General features: G+C 71.0%; 18 protein-coding genes. 11 read left to right on the forward strand and 7 right to left on the reverse strand.

Features of this window, described 5'->3' with window-relative positions; translation table 11 throughout:
- Window positions 1-178: 178 nt before the first annotated feature.
- The 4 genes from ACIO3P_RS05920 to ACIO3P_RS05935 all read left to right on the forward strand — a co-directional run bounded on the left by ACIO3P_RS05920 (window position 179) and on the right by ACIO3P_RS05935 (window position 6,400).
- Window positions 179-1,603, forward strand: a complete 1,425-nt coding sequence (locus ACIO3P_RS05920; protein ID WP_401855252.1) for an ABC transporter substrate-binding protein — start codon at window positions 179-181, stop codon at window positions 1,601-1,603.
- Between the two features lie 4 nt (window positions 1,604-1,607).
- A complete protein-coding gene (locus ACIO3P_RS05925; protein WP_401855254.1) occupies window positions 1,608-2,993 on the forward strand; it encodes a carbohydrate ABC transporter permease in 1,386 nt (461 codons plus the stop codon).
- Window positions 2,990-3,943, forward strand: coding sequence for a carbohydrate ABC transporter permease (locus tag ACIO3P_RS05930; protein WP_401855256.1), 954 nt, complete (start codon window positions 2,990-2,992; stop codon window positions 3,941-3,943). Before ACIO3P_RS05925 ends, ACIO3P_RS05930 begins: the two co-directional genes overlap by 4 nt.
- 183 nt (window positions 3,944-4,126) lie before the next feature.
- Window positions 4,127-6,400 carry a CDP-glycerol glycerophosphotransferase family protein gene (locus tag ACIO3P_RS05935; RefSeq protein WP_401855258.1) on the forward strand — a complete coding sequence of 758 codons (2,274 nt, stop codon included), beginning with the start codon at window positions 4,127-4,129 and terminating at the stop codon, window positions 6,398-6,400.
- Here the strand turns inward: ACIO3P_RS05935 and ACIO3P_RS05940 are convergent.
- Complete coding sequence (locus ACIO3P_RS05940; RefSeq protein WP_329826796.1) at window positions 6,390-7,025, reverse strand: TetR/AcrR family transcriptional regulator; 636 nt, start codon at window positions 7,023-7,025, stop codon at window positions 6,390-6,392. The genes ACIO3P_RS05935 and ACIO3P_RS05940 overlap by 11 nt on opposite strands.
- Window positions 7,026-7,366: 341 nt before the next feature.
- Here ACIO3P_RS05940 and ACIO3P_RS05945 point away from each other — a divergent pair, with 341 nt between their 5' ends.
- The 3 genes from ACIO3P_RS05945 (at window position 7,367) to ACIO3P_RS05955 (ending at window position 9,760) form a co-directional block, all read left to right on the forward strand.
- Window positions 7,367-8,200 (forward strand): ABC transporter permease, encoded by an 834-nt coding sequence (locus ACIO3P_RS05945; protein ID WP_401855303.1) that lies wholly within the window; start codon window positions 7,367-7,369, stop codon window positions 8,198-8,200.
- A gap of 19 nt (window positions 8,201-8,219) precedes the next feature.
- A complete protein-coding gene (locus ACIO3P_RS05950; RefSeq protein WP_401855305.1) occupies window positions 8,220-9,065 on the forward strand; it encodes an ABC transporter ATP-binding protein in 846 nt (281 codons plus the stop codon).
- Between the two features lie 104 nt (window positions 9,066-9,169).
- Entirely contained in the window at window positions 9,170-9,760 is a 591-nt protein-coding gene (locus ACIO3P_RS05955; RefSeq protein ID WP_329826795.1) for a helix-turn-helix domain-containing protein, read from the forward strand.
- A gap of 108 nt (window positions 9,761-9,868) precedes the next feature.
- Here the strand turns inward: ACIO3P_RS05955 and rox are convergent, their stop codons facing one another.
- Window positions 9,869-11,296, reverse strand: coding sequence for a rifampin monooxygenase (gene rox / locus ACIO3P_RS05960; RefSeq protein ID WP_401855261.1), 1,428 nt, complete (start codon window positions 11,294-11,296; stop codon window positions 9,869-9,871).
- 272 nt (window positions 11,297-11,568) lie between these two features.
- Entirely contained in the window at window positions 11,569-16,722 is a 5,154-nt protein-coding gene (locus ACIO3P_RS05965) for an NAD-glutamate dehydrogenase (protein ID WP_401855263.1), read from the reverse strand.
- A gap of 490 nt (window positions 16,723-17,212) precedes the next feature.
- Between ACIO3P_RS05965 and ACIO3P_RS05970 the strand changes: the two genes are divergently transcribed.
- Window positions 17,213-17,806 carry a DJ-1/PfpI family protein gene (locus tag ACIO3P_RS05970; RefSeq protein ID WP_329826337.1) on the forward strand — a complete coding sequence of 198 codons (594 nt, stop codon included), beginning with the start codon at window positions 17,213-17,215 and terminating at the stop codon, window positions 17,804-17,806.
- A gap of 100 nt (window positions 17,807-17,906) precedes the next feature.
- Here ACIO3P_RS05970 and ACIO3P_RS05975 read toward each other — a convergent pair whose 3' ends face one another.
- Both ACIO3P_RS05975 and ACIO3P_RS05980 read right to left on the reverse strand, forming a co-directional pair.
- Window positions 17,907-18,578, reverse strand: a complete 672-nt coding sequence (locus tag ACIO3P_RS05975; RefSeq protein WP_329826338.1) for an HAD hydrolase-like protein — start codon at window positions 18,576-18,578, stop codon at window positions 17,907-17,909.
- Window positions 18,579-18,661: 83 nt separating this feature from the next.
- On the reverse strand, window positions 18,662-19,168 hold the full coding sequence (locus ACIO3P_RS05980; protein WP_401794611.1) for a DUF6912 family protein: 507 nt from the start codon (window positions 19,166-19,168) through the stop codon (window positions 18,662-18,664).
- A gap of 278 nt (window positions 19,169-19,446) precedes the next feature.
- Here ACIO3P_RS05980 and ACIO3P_RS05985 point away from each other — a divergent pair, with 278 nt between their 5' ends.
- Entirely contained in the window at window positions 19,447-19,893 is a 447-nt protein-coding gene (locus tag ACIO3P_RS05985) for an Rv3235 family protein (RefSeq protein WP_329826340.1), read from the forward strand.
- A 155-nt stretch (window positions 19,894-20,048) separates the two neighbouring features.
- Here the strand turns inward: ACIO3P_RS05985 and secA are convergent, their stop codons facing one another.
- The gene (secA, locus tag ACIO3P_RS05990) at window positions 20,049-22,877 is read right to left on the reverse strand and encodes a preprotein translocase subunit SecA (RefSeq protein ID WP_329826341.1); all 2,829 of its coding nucleotides are present in this window, start codon (window positions 22,875-22,877) and stop codon (window positions 20,049-20,051) included.
- 241 nt (window positions 22,878-23,118) lie between these two features.
- Between secA and ACIO3P_RS05995 the strand changes: the two genes are divergently transcribed.
- Both ACIO3P_RS05995 and ACIO3P_RS06000 read left to right on the forward strand, forming a co-directional pair.
- Entirely contained in the window at window positions 23,119-23,688 is a 570-nt protein-coding gene (locus ACIO3P_RS05995; RefSeq protein WP_329826342.1) for a GNAT family N-acetyltransferase, read from the forward strand.
- A 50-nt stretch (window positions 23,689-23,738) separates the two neighbouring features.
- Window positions 23,739-24,938: a DNA glycosylase AlkZ-like family protein gene (locus ACIO3P_RS06000; protein ID WP_329826343.1), complete on the forward strand. Its 1,200-nt coding sequence runs from the start codon at window positions 23,739-23,741 to the stop codon at window positions 24,936-24,938.
- Between the two features lie 77 nt (window positions 24,939-25,015).
- Here ACIO3P_RS06000 and ACIO3P_RS06005 read toward each other — a convergent pair whose 3' ends face one another.
- Entirely contained in the window at window positions 25,016-25,783 is a 768-nt protein-coding gene (locus ACIO3P_RS06005) for a response regulator transcription factor (protein WP_329826344.1), read from the reverse strand.
- Between the last annotated feature and the right edge of the window lie 211 nt (window positions 25,784-25,994).

Genomic DNA, 25,994 nt, shown 5'->3' on the forward strand with positions numbered 1-25,994 from the left:
CGGACCACGTCACGAGCCCATCACGATCGGCTCGTTCACACCCGGCCCGGTATTGCGGCCCTCGGTAACGCGGCGTAGGACTGAGCGCACGGGACGAGAGCAGCGCCGCCACGTCATGCCGCGATGCCGGTCCCGCACGCGTAGATCCGTACGCATACGGGAGAGAAACGGGGCAGTGATGCGCACAACTCGCAGGGCATCCACGGTGCTTGGCACCGGCATAGGCACGGGTGGCAGCGGCAGGACGGTCCACGGGACCCGCCGGGCCGCCGTCGCCCTCGCCGCCGTCGGTGCCCTGGCCCTCAGCGGCTGCGGTGGCGACTCCGGCGACGACGACGGCAAGGGCTCGGGCGACAGCGCGAGCAAGCCGGCCGCCGTGACGGTCGAACTCCCCAAGCTGGACGGCGAGAAGATCCAGGTCGCCGCCGTCTGGACCGGTCCGGAACAGGCCAACTTCACCAAGGTCCTCGCCGAGTTCGAGAAGCGGACCGGGGCAACGGTCACCTTCGTCCCCGCCCAGGACCCGATCGTCAACTTCCTCGGTACGAAGATCGCGGGCGGCAGCCCGCCCGATGTGGCGATGCTCCCGCAGGTCGGCGCCATCCAGCAGGCCGTGGAGAAGAAGTGGGCCAAGCCCGCGAGCCCGGAGGCCAAGGCACAGCTCGCCAAGAACTACGGCAAGGGCTGGCAGGACCTCGGCGCGGTGGACGGCGAGCAGTACGGCGTGTACTTCAAGGCCGCCAACAAGTCGCTGGTCTGGTACAACAACGCCGCGTTCGAGAACGCGGGCGCGTCGGCCCCGAAGACCTGGAAGGAGTTCCTCACCACGGCCGAGACGATCTCCGCGTCCGGTGTCACCCCCGTCTCGGTCGGCGGCGCGGACGGCTGGACCCTCACCGACTGGTTCGAGAACATCTACCTCTCCCAGGCGGGCCCGGAGAAGTACGACCAGCTCGCCCAGCACAAGATCAAGTGGACCGATCCGTCCGTGAAGGACGCGCTCACCACGCTCGGTGAGCTCTTCGGCAAGCCGAACCTGATCGCGGGCGGCACGGACGGCGCGCTCCAGACGGAGTTCCCCGCCTCCGTCACCCAGACGTTCACCGGCGGTGACCAGCCCAAGGGCGCGATGGTCTTCGAGGGGGACTTCGTCGGCGTCAACATCGCGGAGACCGACGCGAAGATCGGTACGGACGCGAAGGTCTTCCCGTTCCCCGCGGTCGGCAGCGACTCGCCGGTGGTGACGGGCGGCGACGCGGCCGTGGCGCTGAAGGACACCAAGGGCGCGCAGGCGCTGCTGACCTTCCTGGCCTCCACGGACGCCGCGCGGATCTGGGCGGAGGCGGGCGGCTTCGTCTCGCCGAACAAGTCGCTGGACCTCGCCTCGTACCCGAACGACGTGCAGCGCGACATCGCCAAGGCGCTGATCGCGGCGGGCGACGACTTCCGCTTCGACATGTCGGACCAGATGCCGCAGTCGTTCGGCGGTACGCCCGGCAAGGGCGAGTGGAAGTCCCTCCAGGACTTCCTGAAGAACCCGAAGGACGTGGCCGGGGTCCAGCGGGAGCTGGAAGCCGCCGCGGCCAAGGCGTACAAGAGCTGACGCGGTGACGACGGCGACCTCGGGCGGCGCCACGCCGCCGCCCGCCCCCGCGTCCGGCCCGGCGGATCCGTCCCGTACGTCCCCCAAGGGGCGCGGGCCCAGGAGCGTGACCGGTACCCGCAAGCTCGTCGCTGCGGGCTTCCTGCTGCCCGCGCTGGTGCTGCTCGGCGCGCTCGTGGTGTATCCGATCGGCTTCTCGGTCTACCGGTCCTTCTTCGACAAGTCCGGCGCGAACTTCGCCGGTCTCGACAACTATGTGGAGCTGTTCACCGACGACACCATCCTGACCGCCGTCAAGAACAACGCGATCTGGGTGGTGGTCGCCCCGACCGTCGCCACCGCGCTGGGTCTGATCTTCGCCGTACTCACCGAACGGGTGCGCTGGGGAACGGCGTTCAAGCTGATCGTCTTCATGCCGATGGCGATCTCGATGCTCGCCGCGGGCATCATCTTCCGGCTGGTGTACGAGCAGGACCCGGCCCGCGGGGTCGCCAACGCGGTCTGGGTCGGGGTCCATGACACGTTCAGCGAGTCGGCGGGGTATCCCAAGGCGCATCCGCTGCCGGTGCATCCGCTGAAGGCGGGCGGCGGCGGCTCGTTCGTCACCAAGGAACCGGTGACCGCGGGTACGGAGGTGCTGCTCCCGCTGGTCGGCGTCGCCCCGGCGAAGATGCCCTCCGACGCGCGGCCCGCGAAGGCGGCGCGGTCGGAGGACGGCCGGGTCACCGGCACGGCCTGGCTGGACTTCACCCCGGGCGGCGGCGGGAAACCGAACGTCATCGACCCGAAGGAGCTGGGGCTCGGAAGCCTCAAGGTCGAGGCGGTCAAGGACGGCAAGGTCGTGGCCTCGGCGACCGCGGGCGCCGACGGTACGTTCAGCCTGCCGGCCGCCGCCGACGGGGCCCAGCTCCGGCTGCCGGCGGCCAACTTCAGGGAGCCGTACAACGGGGTGGAATGGCTCGGCCCCTCCCTGGTCACCCCGGCGATCATCGGCAGCTATCTGTGGATGTGGGCCGGGTTCGCGATGGTGCTGATCGCGGCGGGGCTGGCGAGCGTGCCCCGTGAACTCATGGAAGCGGCACGGGTGGACGGCGCGACCGAATGGCAGGTCTTCCGCCGGATCACCGTGCCGCTGCTGGCCCCGGTCCTCGCGGTCGTCATGGTGACGCTGATGATCAATGTGCTGAAGATCTTCGACCTGGTCTTCATCATCCCGCCGGGGTCGTCCCAGGCCGACGCGAACGTGCTGGCGCTCCAGCTCTACCGCTCGTCGTTCGGCACGGACGCGGACCTCGGGGTCGGCAGCGCCATCGCCGTACTGCTGCTCCTGCTGGTGATCCCGGTGATGCTCTTCAACGTACGGCGCATGCGAAGGGAGACGCGACGATGACCACGACGACGGCGTTGGACGCGGACCCCGGTCCTGAACGCGGCCCCGGCTCCGGTCCGGCGAAGGCGCAGACGGACGCGGCGCGAGCGAACCCGGCGAAGGAGTCCCTGGGCAGCCGGATAGCGGCGCACGCGGGCGGCGGGGCGGTACGGGTCTTCCTGGTCCTGGTCGGCCTGTTCTGGCTGATGCCGACGATCGGCCTGTTCATCTCCTCGCTGCGCGACTCCTCGGACATCAACGCGAGCGGCTGGTGGAAGGTGTTCACCGCGCCCGCGCAGCTCACCACCGAGAACTACACGCGGCTCCTCGACAACGACATCATCACCAACTCGCTGCTCTCCACGATCATGATCACCGTCCCCTCGACGCTCCTGGTCGTGGTGATCGGCTCGCTCGCCGGATACGCCTTCGCCTGGATGGACTTCCCGGGACGCGACTGGTGGTTCCTGGGGGTCGTGGGGCTGCTGGTGGTCCCGGTGCAGGTCGCGCTCGTCCCGGTCGCCAAGCTGTTCGGCGCCATCGGCATCTTCGAGACGACCTTCGGCGTGATCATCTTCCATGTCGCCTTCGGTCTGCCCTTCGCGATCTTCCTGCTGCGCAACTTCTTCGCGGAGATCCCGAGGGAGCTGCTGGAGGCGGCACGGCTCGACGGGGCGGGCGAGATACGGCTCTTCACCCGGGTCGTGATGCCGCTCGGCGGCCCGGCGATCGCCTCGCTCGGCATCTTCCAGTTCCTCTGGGTCTGGAACGACATGCTGGTGGCGCTGATCTTCGCGGACTCGAAGAACCCGCCGATCACGGTCGCGCTCCAGCAGCAGGTACGGCAGTTCGGGAACAACATCGACGTACTGGCGCCCGGCGCGTTCGTCTCGATGGTGATCCCGCTGGCCGTGTTCTTCGCGTTCCAGCGGCAGTTCGTGCAGGGCGTGATGGCGGGAGCCGTCAAGTAGCGCCGTACTGGGTGAGGTTGGTACGGAGAGGGTCGGCAGATGTCCGCGAGGACATCGACCGACCCTCTCCCTTCCCTCGGGTCCTGCACCCCAACTCCCTTTTCTTGCCGGACAGATGTTCCGTCCGTCCCCCGAATGCCACGCCCCGCGTAACCAGTTGGCCGCGCGGGCCGTTCCCGGGCCATGCCCCGGTTCAGCGTCATCGTCCCCGCGCACCAGGTCCAGGCGTATCTGACGGAGTGCCTGGAGTCCGTGCTGTCCCAGGCCCACGACGACCTCGAACTCATCGCGGTGGACGACGGATCGACGGACTCCTGCGGCGCGATCATCGACGCGTTCGCCGCCCGCGACCCCCGGGTCAGCGCCGTCCGGCTGCCCGACCGGACGGGCCCGGGACCGGCCCGTAACGCCGGACTCGCGCGCGCCACCGGGGACTACGTGCTCTTCCTGGACGGCGCCGACACCCTCGTACCGGGCGCGCTCGGCTGGATCGGGGACCGGCTCAAGGAGACCGAGGGCCCCGATGTCCTCGTCCACGACTACGTCCGTACGGACGACCGGACCGGCGAGACGGTACGGAACGCCTTCGCCGCCTCGCTCGGCCAGGAGGGCTCCGCCGCGTTCCGGCTGGCGGACCGGCCGGGGCTGCTGACGTATCTGATGACCGCCACGAACAAGGCGTACCGCAGGGAGTTCGTCGCACGCGAAGGGCTCGCCTTCCCTCCGGGCCGCCACGCGGACCTCGCCTGGACCTACCCCGCGCTGATGACGGCCGGGACGATCGCCACGCTGGACCGGGTGTGCGTACGGCTGCGCCACCGTGACGAGGCGGCGGAACCGGCCGGGGCGCTGGAGGTCTTCGCCCCGTACGAGCGGGTCTTCGCCTTCGTCGAGGAGCGGCCCGCGCTGGCGCGCTGGCGGCCGGTGCTGCACCGGCGGATGCTCGACCACCTGGCGGCGCTCGGCGGACTCGTACCGCTCGCGGCGACGGACGGGCCGCTGCCGGACGGGGCCCTCCCCGGCGGACCGCTGCCGCGCCGTGTCCGCGCCGCGTTCTTCCGCGCGGCGCGCGCCCACCACCGCCGCTACCGCGCCCCGCGCGCCTCACCCGTCCCCCACACCTCTGAAGGCGCGGCGGCGGGCGCCCCGCCCCGGCACACGCTGCTGCTCCGGCTCGGCGCGCACCGTACGTACGGGATGCTGCGCGCCGCGCGGGCGGTACGCGGGCGCGCGACCCGGGGCGCGAGGGCGGCGCGCCGGGCCGCCCGTGCGGTCGCGCTGCGGCTGCACTACGGGATCCAGCGGCGGCTGCCGGTCCGCGCCGACCGCGCGGTCTTCGCCTCCCGGAGCACGGGGCACGGCGCGGGACACGGCGCGGGGCGGCCCTCGGCGTACGGGTACGGCGGTGATCCCGCGGCCGTCGAGGAGACCGTCCGCGAACTCGTCCCGCGCCTGCGCACCTCCTGGATCACCGACCCCGCGCACGCGCACCTGGTCCCGACGGGCACGCGCCGGGTCTTCGCAGGGTCGTTTCCGCACTGGACCGCGCTCGCCCGCTCCCGCTACCTCGTCAGCGACGCCGGTTTCGACCCCCGGCTCGTCAAGCGGCGGGGGCAGATCCTGCTCCAGACCCACGACGGGACGCCGGTCGGCTCGACCGGGCTCGATCTGCTGGACCGGCCGGCCGTCGCGGGCGCCGCTGACATCGCCCGGCTGCTCGCCGACGCGGCCCGCTGGGACTACTCCCTCTCCGCCAACCGCCACTCCACGCTGGTACGGGAGCGGACCTGCCCCTCCCCCGCCGCCACCCTGGAGTACGGCCGCCCGCGCACCGACGCCTTCCACCGGGCCACGCCGGCCGACATCGCGCGGCTGCGGGAATCGCTCTCCGTCCCGGAGGGCTTCACCGCCGTCCTGTACGCGCCCGCGTACCGCGACTACCGCCGCACCCAGCGCCTCCCGTTCGACCTGGAGCGGGTGGCGCAGTCGCTGGGCCCGCGCTTCGTGCTGCTGGTCCGCGCGCACCCCGGGTACGGCGCGCCGGTGCCGCGTCCGCCGCACCCCCGGATCACCGATGTCTCCGGCCATCCGTCGGTCGAGACGCTCTGCCTCGCCTCCGACGTACTGCTCACGGACTACTCGTCGCTGATGGTCGACTACGCGGCCCTCGACCGGCCGATCGTGCTCCACCACGACGACCGGGAGGCGTACGAGGCGGCCAGGGGGACCTGTCTCGATCTGCGGGCCTGGCCGCCGGGCGCGATCGCCCGCACCCAGGACGAGCTGATCGACATCTTCACCTCGGGCCACTGGCGCGGCTCGCGCTCCGCCGAGCTGCGGGCGGCGTTCCGGGCGCGGTTCTGTCCGTACGACGACGGGCGGGCGGCCGAGCGGGTCGTCCGCCATGTCTTCCTCAGCGACGGATCAGCACCGGACCGGCACCGGATCAGCGGCTGAGCGCGGCGACCGCCGAGGCGGCCAGGTCGTCCAGATACCCCGGGGGCAGCGCCCCGCGGACGACGACCAGCCGCCAGTAGAGCGGTCCGACGATCAGATCCAGCGCCCGGTCGGCGTCGGCGCCCTCGGGCAGCTCACCGCGTTCGACGGCCTCCCGGACGATCACGGCCGCGATGCCCCGCTGGCCGTCCAGCAGCGCCGTCTTGATCGCGTCGGAGATCTCGGGGTGGCGGGCCGCCTCCACCAGCAGATCGGGGATGACCTGCGAGGCGACCGGGTGGCTCAGGGCGCCCGAGGCCACTTCGAGCAGGGCGCGCACATCGCCGTACAGCGAACCGGTCGAGGGGGCGGGCAGCCCCTGCGCGGCGAAGGCCGAGACCAGGTCGAGGACGAGTTCCAGCTTGGACTTCCAGCGGCGGTAGACGGCGGTCTTGCCGACGCCCGCGCGCCGTGCGATGCCCTCGATGGACATCCGGGCGAACCCGACCGCGGCCAGTTCGTCGAAGACGGCGGCGCGGATGGCGTCGGTCACGTCCTCCCGGAGCACGGCGGCGCCCGCGGGCACACGGCGGGTGGCGCGGGGGTCCGGGGTGGTGCCGGGACGCGTGCGGGGGTCCGTAGTCATCAGCACCGAGCATAGCGGCGCCCCGGCGCCCGGGCCACGTGACGACGATACGGTTGCGTTGCGACGTAATCCGGGCCTACCTTGGGCGTTGCGACGATACGGAAGCGTTCCGTCGTCGGGGGTGGAGTCGACCGCCCCCGCCACCGTCGAAAGCGACACCTGTGCGCCAGAGCCAGAGTCAGAGCCAGAACCAGAGCCAGACGATCACAGCGACGCCACCGGACACTCCGCCGCGAGAAGCCCACGCGGCCCCCGGGCGCCCCGCGGCCCCCGGAGCCGCCTCGGCCCCCGGAGCCCTCGCGCCGGAGACCGACCTCGGCGCCCTCGCCCGCCGGCACGGGCTGACCGTGAGCGGCGCCCGCCCCTCGCTGCCCGACTACCTACGGCAGCTCTGGTCGCGGCGCCACTTCATCACCACGTTCGCGACGGCGCGGCTGACCGCCCAGTACAGCCAGGCCAAGCTCGGCCAGATCTGGCAGATCATGACCCCGCTGCTCAACGCGACGGTCTACTACTTCATCTTCGGGGTGCTGCTCGACACCAAGCACGACATCCCCGACTTCATCCCGTTCCTGGTGACGGGCGTCTTCATCTGGACCTTCACCTCGAACTCGATCATGGCGGGCACCCGCGCGATCTCCGGCAACCTCGGTCTCGTACGGGCCCTGCACTTCCCGCGCGCAGCCCTGCCGATCGCACTCGCCCTCCAGCAGCTCCAGCAACTGCTGTTCTCGCTGGGCGCGCTGGTGGTGATCCTGGCCTGCTTCGGCGAGTACCCCGACCTCGGCTGGCTGCTGGCGGTGCCCGCCCTCGCGCTCCAGGCGGTGTTCAACACCGGCGTCTCGATGGTGCTGGCGCGGCTGGCCGCCAAGACCCCGGACGTCTCCCAGCTCATGCCGTTCCTGCTGCGCACCTGGATGTACGTCTCCGGCGTGATGTGGAGCGTGGACCGGGTGACGAAGGGCGCGGACGTGCCGCACGTCGTCTCGGTGGCGCTCCAGTGCAATCCGGCCGCCGTCTACATCGATCTGATGCGCTTCGCGCTCGTCGACAGCTTCACCGCCGCCCAACTGCCCCCGCACGTCTGGGCGGTCGCCCTCGGCTGGGCACTGGCCGCCGGGGTCGGCGGGTTCCTGTTCTTCTGGAAGGCCGAGGAGGAGTACGGACGTGGCTGATACGGACCCGACATCCGACATGGCCCCCGAGCCGGTCCCCACCGTCGTCGTCGACGGCGTGCACATCACCTACACCGTCCACGGCACCAAGGGCGGCAAGGGCAGCGCCACCTCCGCCCTGAGCCGGATCCTCTCCCGCGGGTCCACCCCCGGCGCGCGCGAGGTGCACGCGGTCAAGGGCGTCAGCTTCGCCGCGTACAAGGGCGAGGCGATCGGCCTCATCGGCTCCAACGGCTCCGGCAAGTCGACGCTGCTCAAGGCCGTCGCGGGGCTGCTGCCGCCCAGCCGGGGCCGGGTCTTCACCCGTGGCCAGCCCTCGCTGCTCGGCGTCAACGCGGCGCTGATGAACGACCTGACCGGCGAGCGCAACGTCATCCTCGGCGGGCTGGCCATGGGCATGACGCGCGAGCAGGTGCGGGAGCGCTACGAGGACATCGTGGAGTTCTCCGGGATCAACGAGAAGGGCGACTTCATCTCGCTGCCGATGCGGACGTACTCCTCGGGCATGGGCGCCCGGCTGCGCTTCTCGATCGCCGCCGCCAAGAGCCATGACGTCCTCCTGATCGACGAGGCGCTCTCCACCGGCGACGCGCGGTTCCAGCGCCGCAGCCAGGAGCGCATCGCCGCGCTGCGCGAGGAGGCCGGCACGGTCTTCCTCGTCAGCCACAGCAACAAGTCCATCCTGGAGACCTGCGACCGCGCGCTGTGGCTGGAGTCGGGCACGCTGCGGATGGACGGGCGGGCGGAGGAGGTCGTCGCGGCGTACGAGGAGTTCACGAGCGCCGGCCGGAACAAGAAGAAGGAGGGGCCGGCCGGGGGGCGGCCGGGTGACGATGCGAGGCTTGGCCGCCGGGCCCCGCTCTGACATGATGGGCAAACGGAACTTTGTTCCGAAAGTGGGGTGCGGAACGGCATACGCCAGGGAACATGGTTCCGGTGGACGGGCCCGGCAGCGGAGGGAGCGGCGTGGTGAACGACAGCGACAAGGGCGCGGAGCGCGCGGCCCCGCCCCAGCGGGCGGACGCCCGGCGCAACAAGGAGACGCTGCTCGACGCCGCCGCCGCCGTCTTCGTCACGTCCGGCGTGGAGGCTCCGGTACGCGACATCGCGGCCGAGGCCGGCGTGGGACTGGGCACGATCTACCGCCACTTCCCGACCCGCGCCGACCTCATCATCGCCGTCTACCGGCACCAGGTCGACGCCTGCGCCGAGGCAGGTCCCGCCCTGCTGGAGACCAGCGCGACGCCGCACGCCGCGCTGGGGCGGTGGATCAACCTCTTCGTCGATTTCCTGGTCACCAAACACGGGCTCGCCGCCGTACTCCAGTCCGACAACACCGGCTTCGAGACGCTGCACGCCTACTTCCTCGACCGGCTCGTGCCCGTGTGCACCCACCTGCTCGACGCGGCGGCGGCCGCCGGCGAGGTCCGGTCCGACGTGACGGCCATCGAGCTCATGCGCGGCGTCGGGAACCTCTGCATCGGCGCGGACAGCGATCCCCGCTACGACGCCCGCCGAATGGTGGAGCTGCTCATCGCGGGACTACGCCAACCACGCTGACCCACGGCTCCCCGCGCGGGCCCGGACGGCGCTCGGCACGCATGCGGTGGCGCTCACCCGGCAGCGCTCACCCGCAGCGCTCACCCGGTGGCACTCACCCGGCAGCGCTCACCCGGTGGCGGCGCCGAACCACATCGGCATCCGGTCGAGCAGCTCCGCCTGGTCCTCACCGGCCCACGCCACATGGCCGTCCGGCCGCAGCAGCACCGCGGGCGCTTCCAACTCCTCGCTGACGTCGACGACATGGTCGACCCGGTCCTCCCAGCCCGCCACCGACAGCCGGCCGGTCTGGTCGAGCAGCAGCCCCCGGCCGCCGTGCATCAGCCCGTAGAGGCGCCCCCGCTTCAGCTCCATGTCCCGCAACCGCCGGCCGAGCAGTGCGTGCCCCTCGCCGAGGTCGTAGTGGACCCCGATCGCGGTGATCTTCTCGATCAGGTACCGGTTCACGTCCTCGAAGTCCATCAGCTCCGACACCAGCCGGCGCACCGACTGGGGGCCCGGCTCCGGGGAGAGCAGCAGCATCTGCGCCCGGGTGTTGTCCAGTACGGCGGCGGCCACCGGGTGCCGTTCGGCGTGGTAGGTGTCCAGCAGCCCCTCCGGTGCCCAGCCGTTGACCTCGGCGGCCAGCTTCCAGCCGAGGTTGAACGCGTCCTGGACCCCGAGGTTGAGCCCCTGCCCGCCGGTCGGCGGGTGGATGTGCGCCGCGTCGCCTGCCAGCAGCACCCGGCCGGTCCGGTAGCGCTCGGCCAGCCGGGTGGCGTCGCCGAACCGGGACAGCCAGCGCGGTGAGTGCACGCCGAAGTCGGTGCCGGCGACCGCCCGCAGCCGCTCCTTGAACTCCTCCAGGGTCGGCGGGACCGCACGGTCCTCGGCCACGCCCTCGGCGGGCACGATGACGCGGTACACCCCCTCCCCGAAGGTTCCGAGGCCGAACCGCTTCTGGGTCGTACGGACCTCCGCGACGACGGCGGCGACCGTCTCCGGGTTCTCGGCCACCTCCATCTCGCCCAGCAGCGTCTCGACCCGGGACGGCTCCCCCGGGAAGCCCACGCCGAGGAGCTTGCGCACGGTGCTGCGGCCACCGTCGCAGCCGACGAGGTAGCGCGAGCGGAGCCGCGTACCGTCGGCCAGTTCGGCGCTCACCCCGTCGTCGTCCTGGCTCAGCCCGACCAGCTCGCAGCCACGCCGGATCTCGGCGCCGAGCTCGGTGGCGTGCTCGGCCAGCAGGCGCTCGGTGAGGGGCTGCGGGATACCGAGGACGTACGCATGCGCGCTGTCCAGCCGGCCCGGCGTGGGCTTGTCGATGGCGGCGAAGAAACCGCCGAGCGGGTACTGCCGGCCGTGCGCGAGGAACCGCTCCAGCAGTCCGCGCTGGTCCATCACCTCGATGCTGCGCGCGTGCAGACCGAGTGCGCGGACGTACGCGGCCGGCTCCGCCTCCTTCTCCAGTACGAGCACGCGCACACCCTGCAACCGCAACTCGGCGGCCAGCATCAAACCGGTCGGTCCGCCACCGGCGATGATCACGTCGATCACTACATACCCCCATTTATTTCCACACGCTCGTGCTTCGGCTGGTGATTCTGCGGCATGACGGGGGTCTTGCCGCAAGCCCCCCGGTGCGCTATACGTTGAGAGTGGAAAGGAGTCCGTCGCCGACGTGACGTCGACTCCGTTCGCGTGACGTCGACTCCGTCCGCGCCTCCGACACAGAACTTCCCGCACACACAAGCGCCAGGGGCGCCCGGCTCGTTGGTGAGCCGGGCGCCCCTGGCGCTCTTGGTGCTGGCCTGCGGCCGCCCTCGCCGTCAGCGGTGGGTGCGCAGCAGCGTCCGCATCGTCCGCATCGCGACCGACAGATTCGCCAGGTCGAACGCGTCCGAGTTCTGGATCTCGTCGAGCGTGGCGCGCGACCGGGTCAGGATCGCGGCGTTCTTCTCCTCCCACGCCGTGAACCGCTCCTCCGGCGTCGAGCTGCCGTCGCCCACCGTCAGCACGTCCGACGTCAGCCCGGCGTGCGCCGCGTACAGGTCCTCGCGGATCGAGGCGCGGGCCATGGACTGCCAGCGGTCGGCCCGCGGCAGCTCCACGATCCGGTCCATGAGGCGGCTGATCCGCAGCCGGTCACCGAGGTCGTAGTAGACCTCGGCGACGGCCAGCGGGTCCTGCTCCGTACGGTCAGCGATGGCGACGATGTCGAGCGCCGGGAAGACCGACGAGAACCCGGCGACCCGCAGGGCCAGTTCCTCCGGAACCCCGGAATCGGTGAGCTCGGTCAGGATCGACCGGTACCACTCCAGCTCCGGGCCGCGCAGCATGGTGGAGAGCTGGGCCCAGACCTGCTCGACGCCCGCCGCGAAGAACTCGATCGTCCCCGCGATCTCCAGCGGCTGCGGCCGGTTGCCGAGCAGCCAGCGCGTGCCGCGCTCGACGAGCCGGCGCGAGTGCAGCCTGATCCGGGTCTGGACGTCCGCCGGGACCTGGTTGTCCAGCGCCTCGACGGCGTCCCACACCCCGTTCAGCCCGAAGATCTCCCGGGCCGCGGCCTGCGCCCGTACGATCTCCTCGGTCGACGCGCCGGTCTCCTCGCGCAGCCGGTGCAGGAAGGTCGAACCGCCGGTGTTGACGGTGTCGTTGACCAGGACCGTCGTGATGATCTCGCGGCGCAGCGCGTGCGAGTCGATCTGCTCGGCGAACTGCTCGCGGAGCTGCTGCGGGAAGTACGCGTGCAGCAGCGCGCGCAGATGCGGGTCGTCCGGCAGCTCGGTGTGGATCAGCTCCTCCGCCGCCGTGATCTTGGTGTAGGCGAGCAGCACGGCCAGTTCGGGCTGGGAGAGGCCCTTGCCGGAGTTGAGCAGCTCCCGGACCTGGCGGTCGGTGGGGAGGAACTCCAGCGCCCGGTCGAGATGTCCGTCGCGCACCAGCCGGCGCATGAAGCGCTGGTGGGCGTGGAGGAGGGAGGGCGCCTGCGCCTGGGCGTTGCCGAGGGCGGTGTTCTGCGCGTAGTTGTTGCGCAGGACGAGCGCGCCGACCTCGTCGGTCATCGCGGCGAGCAGCTTGTTGCGCTGCTTGACGGTCATGTCCCCTTCGGTGACCAGGCCGTTGAGGAGGATCTTGATGTTCACCTCGTGGTCGGAGGTGTCCACGCCGGCGCTGTTGTCGATGGCGTCGGTGTTGATCCTGCCGCCCTGGCCGCCGGCGCCGCGCCGGGCGAACTCGATCCGGCCGAGCTGGGTCAGTCCCAGGTTGCCTCCCTCGCCGACGACCTGGGCGCGCAGGTCCTCGCCGTTGACGCGGATGGCGTCGTTGGCCTTGTCGCCGACGTCCGCGTCGGTCTCGGTGGACGCCTTCACGTACGTACCGATCCCGCCGTTCCACAGCAGGTCGACCGGGGCGTGGAGGATCGCCTTCATCAGCTCGGCGGGGGTCAGCTTGGTGACGCCCGGCTCGATGCCGAGGGCGTCGCGGACGTGTGCGTTGACGGGGATCGACTTGGCGGTACGGGGGTGGATCCCGCCGCCCGGCGAGAGGAGCCCCTTGTCGTAGTCGGCCCAGGAGGAGCGCGGCAGTTCGAAGAGGCGGCGGCGCTCGGCGTAGGAGGTGGCCGCGTCGGGGTGCGGGTCGATGAAGATGTGGCGGTGGTCGAAGGCCGCGACCAGCCGGATGTGCTCGGAGAGCAGCATGCCGTTGCCGAAGACGTCACCGGACATGTCGCCGACGCCGACGACGGTGAAGTCCTCGCTCTGGGTGTCGTGGCCGAGCTCGCGGAAGTGCCGCTTCACGGACTCCCAGGCGCCGCGGGCCGTGATGCCCATGCCCTTGTGGTCGTAGCCCGCGCTGCCGCCGGAGGCGAAGGCGTCCCCGAGCCAGAAGTCGTAGGAGACCGCGACCTCGTTGGCGATGTCGGAGAAGCTGGCGGTCCCCTTGTCGGCGGCGACGACGAGATACGTGTCGTCCCCGTCGTGGCGTACGACATCGGCGGGCGGCACGACCTCGCCCGTGACCATGTTGTCCGTGATGTCGAGCAGCGCCGAGATGAAGATCTTGTACGAGGCGATGCCCTCGGCGAGCCAGGCGTCCCGGTCGACGGCCGGATCGGGCAACTGCTTGGCGACGAAGCCGCCCTTGGCGCCGACCGGCACGATCACGGTGTTCTTGACCATCTGCGCCTTGACCAGGCCGAGGATCTCCGTACGGAAGTCCTCCCGCCGGTCCGACCAGCGCAGCCCGCCGCGGGCGACCTTGCCGAAGCGCAGGTGGACGCCCTCGACGCGCGGGGAGTAGACCCAGATCTCGTAGGCGGGGCGGGGCGCGGGGAGGTCGGGGATGGCCTGCGGGTCGAACTTCATCGACACGTAGCTGTGCTGCCCGCCGCCGGCGGTGTGCTGACCCCTCTTTTCGCTTCCCTCGCTGGCGCTCTGACCCCTCTTTTCGCTTCCCTCGCTGGCGCTCTGACCCCTCTTTTCGCTTCCCTCGCTGGCGCTCTGACCCCTCTTTTCGCTTCCCTCGCTGGCGCTCTGGAAGAAGTTGGTCCGCAGCGTGGCCTTGATGAGGGTGAGGAAGGAGCGCAGGATCCGGTCCTCGTCCAGGCTCGCGACCTGGTCGAGGGCGCCGTCCAGCTCCTCCAGCATGGCCTCCGTCAGCTCCGTGCCGGCGCGCTGGCGGCCGGGCGACATGCGGGCCTCGAAGAGGGAGATCAGCAGCCGGGTGGTGTGCACGTTGGAGCGGAGGGTGTCCTCCATGTAGTCCTGGCTGAAGGTCGAGCCCGACTGGCGCAGGTACTTGGCGTACGCGCGCAGCACCATCGCCTGACGCCAGTCCAGACCGGCGCCCAGGACGAGGGAGTTGAAGCCGTCGTTCTCCGCCTTTCCGGTCCACACGGCGGCGAAGGCGTTCTGGAAGCGCTCGCGGTCGTCCTCGGTGAGGTAGTCGCCGCCTCCCGAGCCCCCTTGGGGCAGTCGCAGGCCGAAGTCGTAGATCCAGACGTGCGTACGGTCCGCGCAGCGCAGTTCGTACGGCCGCTCGTCGACGACCTCGACGCCGAGCCGCTGGAGCACCGGGAGGACGGCGGAGAGGGAGACCTGCTCGCCGGAGCGGTAGATCTTGAAGCGCCGTTCGCCGGGGCCCGCGCCGACCGGCTCGTACAGGGAGAGCGAGAAGTCCGCCTCGGCCTTGTCGAGCGCTTCCAGGTGGACCAGGTCGGCGACCGCGGCGCGCGGGGAGTGGTCGGCCTTGTAGCCCTCGGGGAAGGCGGTGCCGTACTTGCGGAGCAGTTCGGCGGCGCGCTCCTCGCCGCACTCGGCGTTCAGCGCCTCGCCGAACGCGTCGGCCCAGGAGCGGGCCGCCGCCACGAGACGGGCCTCGATCCGGTCCGTGTCGGCGTCGGTGAGCTTGGCCAGCTCCGTGCCGCGCGGGACGCGGACGACGAAGTGGAGCCGGGAGAGGATCGATTCTGTGTTCCACGCGGTGAAGTCGACGCTGGTGCCGCCGAGCTCCTCCTTGAGGATGTCGACCAGCCGCAGCCGGACCCCGGTGGTGTAGCGGTCGCGCGGCAGGTAGACGAGCGCGGAGTAGTAGCGCCCGTACTCGTCCTGGCGGAGGTAGAGCCGCAGCCTGCGGCGCTCCTGGAGGTAGAGCACGCTGGTGACGATCGACCGCAGTTCGTCGACGGGCGTCTGGAACAGCTCGTCGCGCGGGTAGGTCTCCAGGATCTGGAGCAGGTCGCGGCCGTCGTGGCTGTTGGGCGAGAAGCCGGCGCCCTCCAGCACCTCGGCGACCTTGCGGCGGATCACCGGGACACGGCGTACGGACTCGGTGTACGCGGCCGAGGAGAACAGCCCCAGGAAGCGGCGCTCGCCGACGACATTGCCCTTGTCGTCGAACTTCTTCACCCCGACGTAGTCGAGATAGCTGGGCCGGTGGACGGTGGCGCGGCTGTTGGCCTTGGTGAGGACCAGCAGCTTGTGCTCGCGCGCCTTGGCGCGGGCGTCGGCGGGCAGCCGGCTGAAGGACGGGCTGACCGGGTGGTCGTCGTCCGCGCTGTGCTGCGGGTCGGAGCGCAGCACGCCGAGCCCGGTGCCGGGGACGGCGGTCAGGGCGTCGCTGTCCGTGAGCTGATACTCGCGGTAGCCGAGGAAGGTGAAGTGGTCGGCGGCGAGCCAGCGCAGCAGCTCACGGGCCTCCTCGACCTCCTGGTCGCGCAGGTCGTCGGCGGTCGGCTCGCTGGGCAGCTCGTCGGCGATGCGCAGCGCGGCGCCGCGCATCTTCTCCCAGTCCTCGACGGTCTCGCGGACGTCGGACAGGACGCGCAGCAGATCGGCGGTCATCTGCTGGAGGTCGGCGCGGTCGCTCTCGCGGTCCACCTCGACATGGATCCAGGACTCCGTGAGCACGTCGTGGGGGCGCTCGGCGGAGGCGGCCACCCCTTCGGGAAGCACCTCGATCAGCTTGCCGGTGACATCACGGCGCACGACGATCTGCGGGTGGATCACGGCGTGGATGCCGCGGCCCTGCCGGGTGAGTTCGTTGGTGACGGAGTCCACGAGGAAGGGCATGTCGTCGGTGACGACCTCCACCACGGAGTGGCTGCACGTCCAGCCGTTCTCCTCGACCGTGGGGGTGTGGACCCGCACACTGGCCGTCCCCTGGGGGCGGTTACCGGCGAGCCGGTAGTGCGAGAGCGCGGCACCGAGGACGTCGGTGGATTCACGGCCCGCGATGTCCTCGGGAGCCGTGTGCAGGTAGTAGCGCTGGAGGTACGCGAGGATCGCGGCGCGGTCGGCGCCGTCCCCGGTACCGCCTGGACCGGTGCCGCCTGGCCCGGCGGCGTCGGACCCGGTGGTGGCCTCGTCCTTCCGGAGGCCGCCCCCGAGCCCCCCGGTACCCCCCAGCGGGCTGTTCTCAGCGGCCCGGGCCGCCTGTTCGAGCAGCTCGGCCTTGGCTTCGTCCAGCTTGGTCTGCATGTCCTCTGGCTCCTGTCGCGCGCCGTTGCGTGACGTAGGTGAAGGAAGCGACACAACGCCACGACGCGGGGTTTCCGGTCGAGGTCGACGTTATGCCGCGATGAGAGATGGCCGGGGCCTTATTGACCAATTTTGGCAGTCGCCCCGTTTCCGGTGCCGCGACCGGCAGGCGATCCTGACGTGGGCAATGACCCGGGTGAGCGGCGGTCGCCCGGGCGCGGTGGCGCTCCGGGCGCAGGCCGGGGGCTTCGCTGCCCCCACGGCGTATCGCGCTGATCACGGTCACCAGGCTATCGCTCTCCACCCAGGCTCCGTCATGAGCCGCTTGTGTACAAAAGCAAGGCACCGAATTGGCCACTTCGGACAGACCCGTGGGGTGGTTCGGGGTGACACGGTCCGCCCTCCCCCGCGGACGCGCGGACGGGGACGGCGCGGATCGGCAGACTGGTCGACAGGTGGACAGACCGCCCCATCCTTCCCGGGAGCAGCCATGGCAGCCAAGGTCCTGATCGTCACCGGCGACGCCGCCGAGTCCCTTGAAGTCCTCTATCCGTACCAGCGCCTGCTCGAAGAGGGGTACGAGGTCCATATCGCCGCTCCGTCCCGGAAAAAGCTCCAGTTCGTGGTCCATGACTTCGAGCCCGGCTTCGACACCTACACCGAGAAGCCCGGTTACACCTTCCCCGCCGACCTGGCGTTCTCGGAGGTCGACCCGACGGAGTACGCGGCCGTGGTCATCCCGGGCGGCCGGGCCCCCGAATACCTGCGCGGCGACGCGGAGCTGCGCAAGATCCTCAAGTCGTTCTTCGACGCGGACAAGCCGGTGGCGCAGATCTGCCACGGCCCGCTCCTGACGGCCGCGATCGGCGAACTCGCCGGCCGCCGGGTCACGGCCTATCCGGCCCTGGAGATCGACATGCAGACGGCGGGAGCGACGTTCCAGGACACGGAGGCGGTGGTGGACGGCACCCTGGTCTCCTCCCGCGCCTGGCCCGACCACCCGGCCTGGATGCGTGAATTCCTGACCGTGCTGCGCGCGAAGGCCCCGGTGTCCCAGGACACGTCCGCGCACGGGAACGACTGACGGCTCCTCGACGCGGACCGCTGGCGGCTCCCGGGTACGGCGCCGGGCTGGTCTCCGGCTCCGGGCGGGTCTCCGGCTCCGCCCGACGCGGGGCCGGGGGTTACGCCAGGTCCCGGGCGAGCGCCACCGCTTCCTCCAGGGTGTCCACGACCGGGACGCCCACCGACTCCAGGGTGGCCCGGCTGTTGGTACCGCCGGTGTAGAGCACGGCACGGGCCCCCACGTGCGCCGCCGCCACCGCGTCGTCGACCGCGTCGCCGATCACCACCGTACGGACGGCGGATATCTCCCCGCCCGCCCCGGCCAGCGCGGTCAGATGGCGTTCCAGGTGCAGCGCCTTGCTGCCGCCCGAGGGGCCCTTGCGGCCGTCGACGCGGAGGAAGTGGCGCTCGATTCCGTATCCCCGCACCGTCGGGACCAGGTGTTCGTGCCCGTACATGCTCAGCAGTGACTGGCTGCCGCCCGCGAGCGCCCACCCCGCGAGCAGTTCCTCGACGCCGCGCGTCAGCCCGCAGGTGTCACGCCGCTCCGTGTAGTGGCGGTGGAACGTCTCGTCCATGACGACCCACTCGGCGTCGCTCGGCAGGCGCCCCATGAGCCGCTCGTAGAAGCGCGGGATGGGGACGCAGTACAGCTCCCGGTAGCGGTCGAGCGTGATCGGCGCCAGCCCTATCTCCGCGAAGGCCGCGTTGGTCGCCCCGATGACCGCGCGCATGTCGTCGAGGATCGTGCCGTTCCAGTCCCACACCAGATGCGTGTTCTGCTTCCCCATGGACAAAACCGTACCGGCCGGGTCCGACAACGCCTCCGGACAACCCGTCCGGGCAGGTCAGGGGCGGTCAGGCGATCAGGCGATCAGGCGATCAGGTTCGGGATCTCCTGGATTCCGAACCAGAGCAGTTCGTGGTCCTCCGCGCCGTCCACCGTGAACCGCGCGTCGTCGTCCCCGTGGTCCGCCGCGCCCAGCGCCGCCGCCGCCGCTGTCACGTCGGCGTCCGCGTCGTCGGAGTCCACGTGCACCGCCGCGGCCTTCCGCAGGGCGATCGCCGCCGCGATGCGCACCTCGCCGAGCGAGGAGGCGTCCAGCCGCATGTCGGGGTCCGACACGGCCTCCCGGTCCGGTACGTCCGCCGCGACGACCACCCGGCGGCGGGCCGCGGCCGGGTCCGCGGCGATCAGCCGGAGCGAGGCGGCGGCGGCGCGGTTGAGGGCGGCGTACTCCAGCTCCTCGATGTCGTCCGAGACGTACCACTCCCGCAGCCCCGGCGTCACCGCGTACGCCGTCAGCGGCCCCGGTCCCAGCTCACCGGCCTTGTGCGCCTCTGCGAGACCGGGAAGCGTCAGGGGGACGTACACACGCATGGCATGGCCGCTTTCGTCGTCGGGAGAACACCTAAGGATACGTGGGCCGGTCCCTCTTCGGGGTGACACATATGGGGCTCCCAGGCGTCCACCGGGAACCGTCCCTACCCGTGCCACCAGGCCCCGTACCGCCCGCCGATCACCCGGATAGGTGATTTCACCGCCTCGCGCCCCGCCGGCGCCCCCTCCTTGCGGCGCTCCCCCAAGGGCACGTAAAAGATCCCCCAACAAGTTACCGACCGGTATCGGACCGGCCGGGCAGAACGGGGGCGATCTGCGTGAACAGGACCACTTCCTCCACTCCCACCACCGCCTTCTCCACCGGGGCCAGGCCGCCAGGCCGCCGCGATCCGCGCAGGCCCGGCGCCGTACGTCCGCAGCGGAGCCGGCACGTCCCGCCGCACGAGCTGTTCGCGGAGCGGCTGCTCGCCGTCCTCAGCGGCCACCGGCCCGTGCACTGGATGCTCGGCCAGACCGTCGGCGAGGCGTACGAACAGCTCGTCCGGCTCGCACCGGGCACCCCGCTCAGGGCCAGGGGCGTCCGCCCCGTGATCCGCACCTGCCGGTTCTCCCAGCCCAGGCCCGGGGTGGTCGAGGCGTCCGCCAGCATCGCCGCGGGCGAACAGGTCCGCGCCCTGGCCTTCCGGCTGGAGCGGAGCAGCGATCTGCGCTGGCGCTGCGCGGCGGTCGAGGTCGGCGGCGAGCGCGTCACCACCGACGCGTGAGCACCCGTACCCCGCGCACCCGGCCCGCGAGCGGCCGGACCACGGCCGCCCGGCCCGTGGACCCCCGGGACGGCACAGGGCCGGGGCGCGCACCACGAGAGTGCGCGCCCCGGCCCGTACGATCGGCCGCCCGGTCCGCTGTCCGGGCCCCGGCCCTACTTCTTGCGGCGGCGTCCGCTGGGGGCGCTCTTCTGCGCCTTGCGGCGCTCGGCCCGCGTCATGCCGTCCGACGTGGAGCGCGTCGGTCCGTCCGCGCTCTGGAAGTCGCCCTCGACGATGCCGCCCTCGCCGTCCACCGTGGGCGCGGAGAAGTGCAGCCGGTCGGGCCGCTGCGGCGCGTCCAGACCCTTCGCCCTGATCTCCGGACGCGCGGTGGCCGCGGGCACCGCGTCCTCCTTCTTGGCGAGGGACGGGCGCTCGGCGGAGTCCTCCACCGGGACCTCCTCGACCTGCTGCTCGACCTGGACCTCCAGGTTGAACAGGTAGCCGACGGACTCCTCCTTGATGCCCTCCATCATGGCGTTGAACATGTCGAAGCCCTCGCGCTGGTACTCGACCAGCGGGTCCTTCTGGGCCATCGCCCGCAGGCCGATGCCCTCCTGGAGGTAGTCCATCTCGTACAGGTGCTCACGCCACTTGCGGTCCAGGACGGAGAGCACCACACGCCGCTCCAGCTCACGCATGATGTCCGAGCCGAGCTGGTTCTCCCGCTCCTCGTACTGGGCGTAGATGTCGTCCTTGATGGACTCCGAGATGAACTCGGCGGTGATCCCGGCACGGTCGCCGGCCGCGTCCTCCAGCTCCTCGACGGTGACCTTCGTCGGGTAGAGCTGCTTGAAGGCGCCCCACAGCCGGTCCAGGTCCCACTCCTCGGCGAAGCCCTCGACGGTCTCCGCCTGGATGTACGCGTCGATCGTGTCGTCCATGAAGTGGCGCACCTGGTCCTGGAGGTCCTCGCCCTCCAGGACGCGGCGGCGCTCGCCGTAGATGACCTCGCGCTGCCGGTTCAGGACCTCGTCGTACTTCAGAACGTTCTTACGGGTCTCGAAGTTCTGCTGCTCGACCTGGGACTGCGCGGAGGCGATGGCGCGCGTCACCATCTTGTTCTCGATGGGGACGTCGTCCGGCACGTTCGCCATGGACATCACGCGCTCGACCATCTGCGCCTTGAACAGCCGCATCAGGTCGTCGCCGAGCGACAGGTAGAAGCGGGACTCGCCCGGGTCGCCCTGACGGCCCGAACGGCCGCGGAGCTGGTTGTCGATACGGCGCGACTCGTGGCGCTCGGTACCCAGGACGTAGAGCCCGCCCAGGTCCTTGACCTCCTCGAACTCCGCCTTGACGGCCTGCTCGGCCTTCTCCAGCGCGGCGGGCAGCGCCGCCGCCCACTCCTCGACGTGCTCGACGGGGTCCAGGCCGCGCTGACGCAGCTCCGCCTCCGCCAGGTCGTCGGGGTTGCCGCCGAGCTTGATGTCCGTACCGCGGCCGGCCATGTTCGTCGCGACGGTGACGGCGCCCTTGCGGCCCGCCTGGGCGACGATCGTGGCCTCGCGGTCGTTCTGCTTCGCGTTCAGCACCTCGTGCTGCACACCGCGCTTGCTGAGCTGCTGCGAGAGGTACTCGGACTTCTCGACGGAGGTCGTACCGACCAGGACCGGCTGGCCCTTCTCGTGCTTCTCCGCGATGTCGTCCACGACCGCGGCGAACTTGGCGACCTCGGTGCGGTAGATCAGGTCGGACTGGTCCATACGGACCATCGGCCGGTTCGTCGGGATCGGCACGACGCCCAGCTTGTAGATCTGGTGGAACTCGGCGGCCTCGGTCATGGCCGTACCGGTCATGCCGGAGAGCTTGCCGTAGAGGCGGAAGAAGTTCTGCAGGGTGATGGTGGCGAGGGTCTGGTTCTCGTCCTTGATGTCCACCCCTTCCTTCGCCTCGATCGCCTGGTGCATGCCCTCGTTGTAGCGGCGGCCGGCGAGGATACGGCCGGTGTGCTCGTCGACGATCATGACTTCGCCGTCCATGACGACATAGTCCTTGTCGTTCTTGAACAGCTCCTTGGCCTTGATGGCGTTGTTCAGATAACCGACGAGCGGGGTGTTCACCGACTCGTACAGGTTGTCGATACCGAGCCAGTCCTCGACCTTGGCGACACCGGGCTCGTGGATCGCGACCGTGCGCTTCTTCTCGTCGACCTCGTAGTCGCCGGTCTCCTCGATGCCCTTGAGCGGGTTGCCCGCCTCACCCTTGGTGAGCCGCTTGACCAGCTTGGCGAAGTCGCCGTACCACTTCGTGGCCTGGTCGGCGGGGCCGGAGATGATCAGCGGCGTACGGGCCTCGTCGACCAGGATGGAGTCGACCTCGTCGACCACGGCGAAGTTGTGGCCGCGCTGGACCAGCTCCTCCTGGGACCACGCCATGTTGTCGCGCAGGTAGTCGAAGCCGAACTCGTTGTTCGTGCCGTACGTGATGTCGCACGCGTACTGCTCACGGCGCTGCGCGGGCGACATGTTCGCCATGATGCAGCCGACCTTGAGGCCCAGGAAGTTGTGGACGCGGCCCATCAGCTCGGAGTCGCGCTCGGCCAGGTAGTCGTTCACCGTGATCAGGTGGACGCCCTTGCCGGACAGCGCGTTGAGGTACGCGGGCAGCGTGCCGACGAGGGTCTTGCCCTCACCGGTCTTCATCTCGGCGACAAAGCCGAGGTGCAGCGCGGCGCCACCCATGAGCTGTACGTCGTAGTGGCGCTGGCCGAGGACGCGCTTGGCCGCCTCGCGGACGGTCGCGAACGCCTCGGGGAGCAGGTCGTCCAGGCTCTCGCCATCGGCGTACCGCTCTTTGTACTCGGCGGTGAGCGCCCTCAACTCGGCGTCGGAGAGGCTGACGAAGTCCTCTTCGATAGAGTTGACCTGGTCCGCGATGCGGTGCAGTTTGCGCAGGATCTTGCCTTCGCCTGCACGCATGAGCTTGTTGAAGACGGACACTGAGGCTGGTCTCCTTGCCGGTCGGGCCTGGCACGTGGGTCGGAATCGGACACGGGCGCGGGCACGGCAGGCGGGCCCCACCGCAACGGCCATCGTAAGCGAGGACTCGGCCACGCCGGGAGGGCCGCCGTCACGCGGGTCTGCCGCCACCCGCATATATGAACGCGCGGAACCCGTGGAAGGTGCCGGTACGGCCCGAAAAGCATTCGTCCCGCACCGCCCCCCTCAGCAGAATCCGTCCATGGAACCCGTCACCCTCACCACCGAGCGCCTGCTGCTGCGCGCCCTCACGCCCGACGATGCCGACGCCGTGCACGCGATCTGCCAGGACCCCGGGATACAGCGCTGGATCGCCGTCCCCACGCCGTACGAACGCGGACACGCCGAGCACTTCGTCGAGCGGCTGGTCGCGGACGGCTGGCGCTCCGGGATCAACTGCACCTTCGGTGTGCTGCCCCTCGGCGGCGGCCCCCTCCTGGGCGCCGTCAGCGTGCATCGCCAGACCGGCACGTGGGAGATCGGCTACTGGACGGCGAAGGAGCACCGCGGGCGCGGCCACACGTCGGAAGCGGTGGGGGCCGTGGCCCGCTGGGCCTTCACGGCGCTGGGCGCGGAGCGGCTGGAGTGGCGCGCCGAGGTCGGCAACGAGGGGTCGCGGGCCGTCGCGGAGAAGGCCGGTTTCGTGGTGGAGGGCGTGCTCCGCGCCGCCCTGCTCCACCGGGACACCCTGCGGGACGCCTGGATCGGCTCGCTCCTCCCCTCGGACCTGGGGCTGCCCGGCGCCCACCCGTACCTGCCCGCGCGGAGCTGACCCCCGGCCTCCCGGACCCGTTGTCGGTGGGGCCGTCTATCGTGCGGACCATGACGACTGTGCCGCCCGCCACCATCGAGCTCTCCGCCGACGAGGCCCGCCGTATCGCGCTGCGCGCCCAGGGGTTCCTCGGCGCCCCGGACCGGCGCGGCGGCGTGCGGGGGGTGCTGCGGCACCTCGGCGCCGTCCAGCTCGACACCATCTCGGTGCTCGCCCGGTCCCACGAGCTGATCCCGTACGCGCGGCTGGGCGCGGTGGGCCGCAGAACGGTCGAGGACGCCTACTGGACGCCTCCGGCCGACGGCGTGTCGCCGGCCGAGCCGCACGCCTTCGAGTACTGGTCCCACGCGGCCTGTGTGCTGCCCATCGAGGAGTGGCCGCACTTCGCCTTCCGCCGCCGCGCGTACCGCGCCCGCCCGCACTGGTACCACGAGCTGGCGGACGGGACGTACGACGCGGTGATCAAGCAGTTGCGCGCGGAGGGCCCGCTGACCGCCACGGAGCTGGGCGGCGCCAAGAACGGCGGGCTGTGGTGGGACTGGTCCGAGGCGAAGGTGGCCGTCGAGCGCGCGCTGATGTACGGGGAGGTCGTGTGCACGGGGCGGCGGAGCTGGAAGCGGGTGTACGACCTCGCGGAGCGCGCCGTGCCGAGTGCGCTGCTCCATGACGACCTGGACGACACGGAGTGCCTGCGCCGCCTCGTGGCGCTCGCCGGCCGGTCGCTCGGGGTGGGGACACGCGCCGACATCGCGGACTACCACCGGATCAAGGGCGAGCAGGTCGACGCGGTGATCGCGGACTCGGGGCTGGTGCCGGTGAGCGTCGAGGGCTGGGCGAAGCCCGCGTGGGCGGACCCGGCGGCGCTGGCGACCGCCCCGCGCGGCCGGCACCGTACGACGCTGCTGTCACCGTTCGACTCCCTCATCTGGGAGCGGGCCCGCACCGAGCGGATCTTCGGCTTCACCCACCGGCTGGAGGCGTACGTCCCCAAGCAGAAGCGGGTGTACGGCTACTTCGCGATGCCGCTGCTCTCCGGCGGCCGGCTGCTGGGCCGGGTCGACCCGGCGCGCGAGGGAAAGACGCTGGTGGCCAAGCACGTCTCCCTGGACACCCCGAAGGGCGTGTCCCCGATGGCGTCGGCGCTGCGGGAGGCCGCTGAGTGGGTCGGCTGCTCGGACGTACGGGTGGAGCGCGTCGACCCGCCCGAGCTGCGCGGCCCGCTGGCCGGGGCGCTCGCCGCGTCGGAGTGACGCGGGAGCACGCGGCGAGCCGGGCGCGCGCACGGAGGCGGACGCAGGGGGCGTGAAGCCGACGCGTGGGGGCGTGGTCAGCGGATTTCGAGGATCTTCTCGCGCATCGCGTAGACCACGGCCTCCATCCGGGAGTGGAGCTGCAGCTTCTCCAGGATGTTGCGGACGTGGTTCTTCACGGTGTTCTCGGAGATGAACAGCTCCTTGGCGATGTCCCGGTTGTTCATCCCCGTGGCCACCAGCTTCAGGACCTCCAGCTCGCGCTCGGTCAGCCGCGGCGCGGGCACGAGCCTGCGTTCGTCGGTGCGCTGGATCATCGACTTGAACTCGGTGAGCAGCTTGGACGCCATGGAGGGGCTGATCTGCGACTGGCCGTCGGCCACGGCGCGGATCGCCGTGGCGACCTCGTCGGTGGAGATCTCCTTGAGGAGATAGCCGGTGGCGCCCGCCTTGATCGCGTCGTAGAGGTCGGCCTCCTCGTCGCTGATCGTCAGCATGATGATCTTGGCGCTGGGTGCCACCTCCTTGATGGAGGTGCACGCCTCGATACCGCCGCGCTTGGGCATCCTGACGTCCATCAGCACGATGTCCGGCAGCAGGTCCGCGGCCTTGTCGACGGCCTCGGCCCCGTCGCCCGCCTCGCCGACGACCTGGATGTCCTCCTCCTGCGCGAGAACGATCTCCAGCCCGCGGCGGAAGAGCGCGTGGTCGTCCACGACGAGGACCCGGATCGGCTCCGGGCGCGAGCCGCCCCGCTCCGCGTCCGTGTCGGACCCGGACCCGGCGCCGCCGACCGCGCCACCGGCCCCACCGGCGTGATGCACCGGTCCGAAGCTGTCCGCCATCGTTCCTCCCCCTGAAGGCCGGGGCCCGCATTCATGGAGCCGGCCAACCGCAGTTCGCAGACCACTTGTTGGCTTGCGGCTCCATGATTTCATGCCCGGGCCGCGGAGGGGTCGTCCTCAGGACGCACCGTGGTGCCCCCAAGGGCTCTACGAGCGCTCGGGGACACCGACGGGCGTGGGATTCCGGCCTCTTTTCCGGCTGAATTCGAGC

Origin of the sequence: Streptomyces sp. NPDC087310 (genome assembly GCF_044744405.1) — a bacterium.
Classification (GTDB): Bacteria; Actinomycetota; Actinomycetes; order Streptomycetales; family Streptomycetaceae; genus Streptomyces.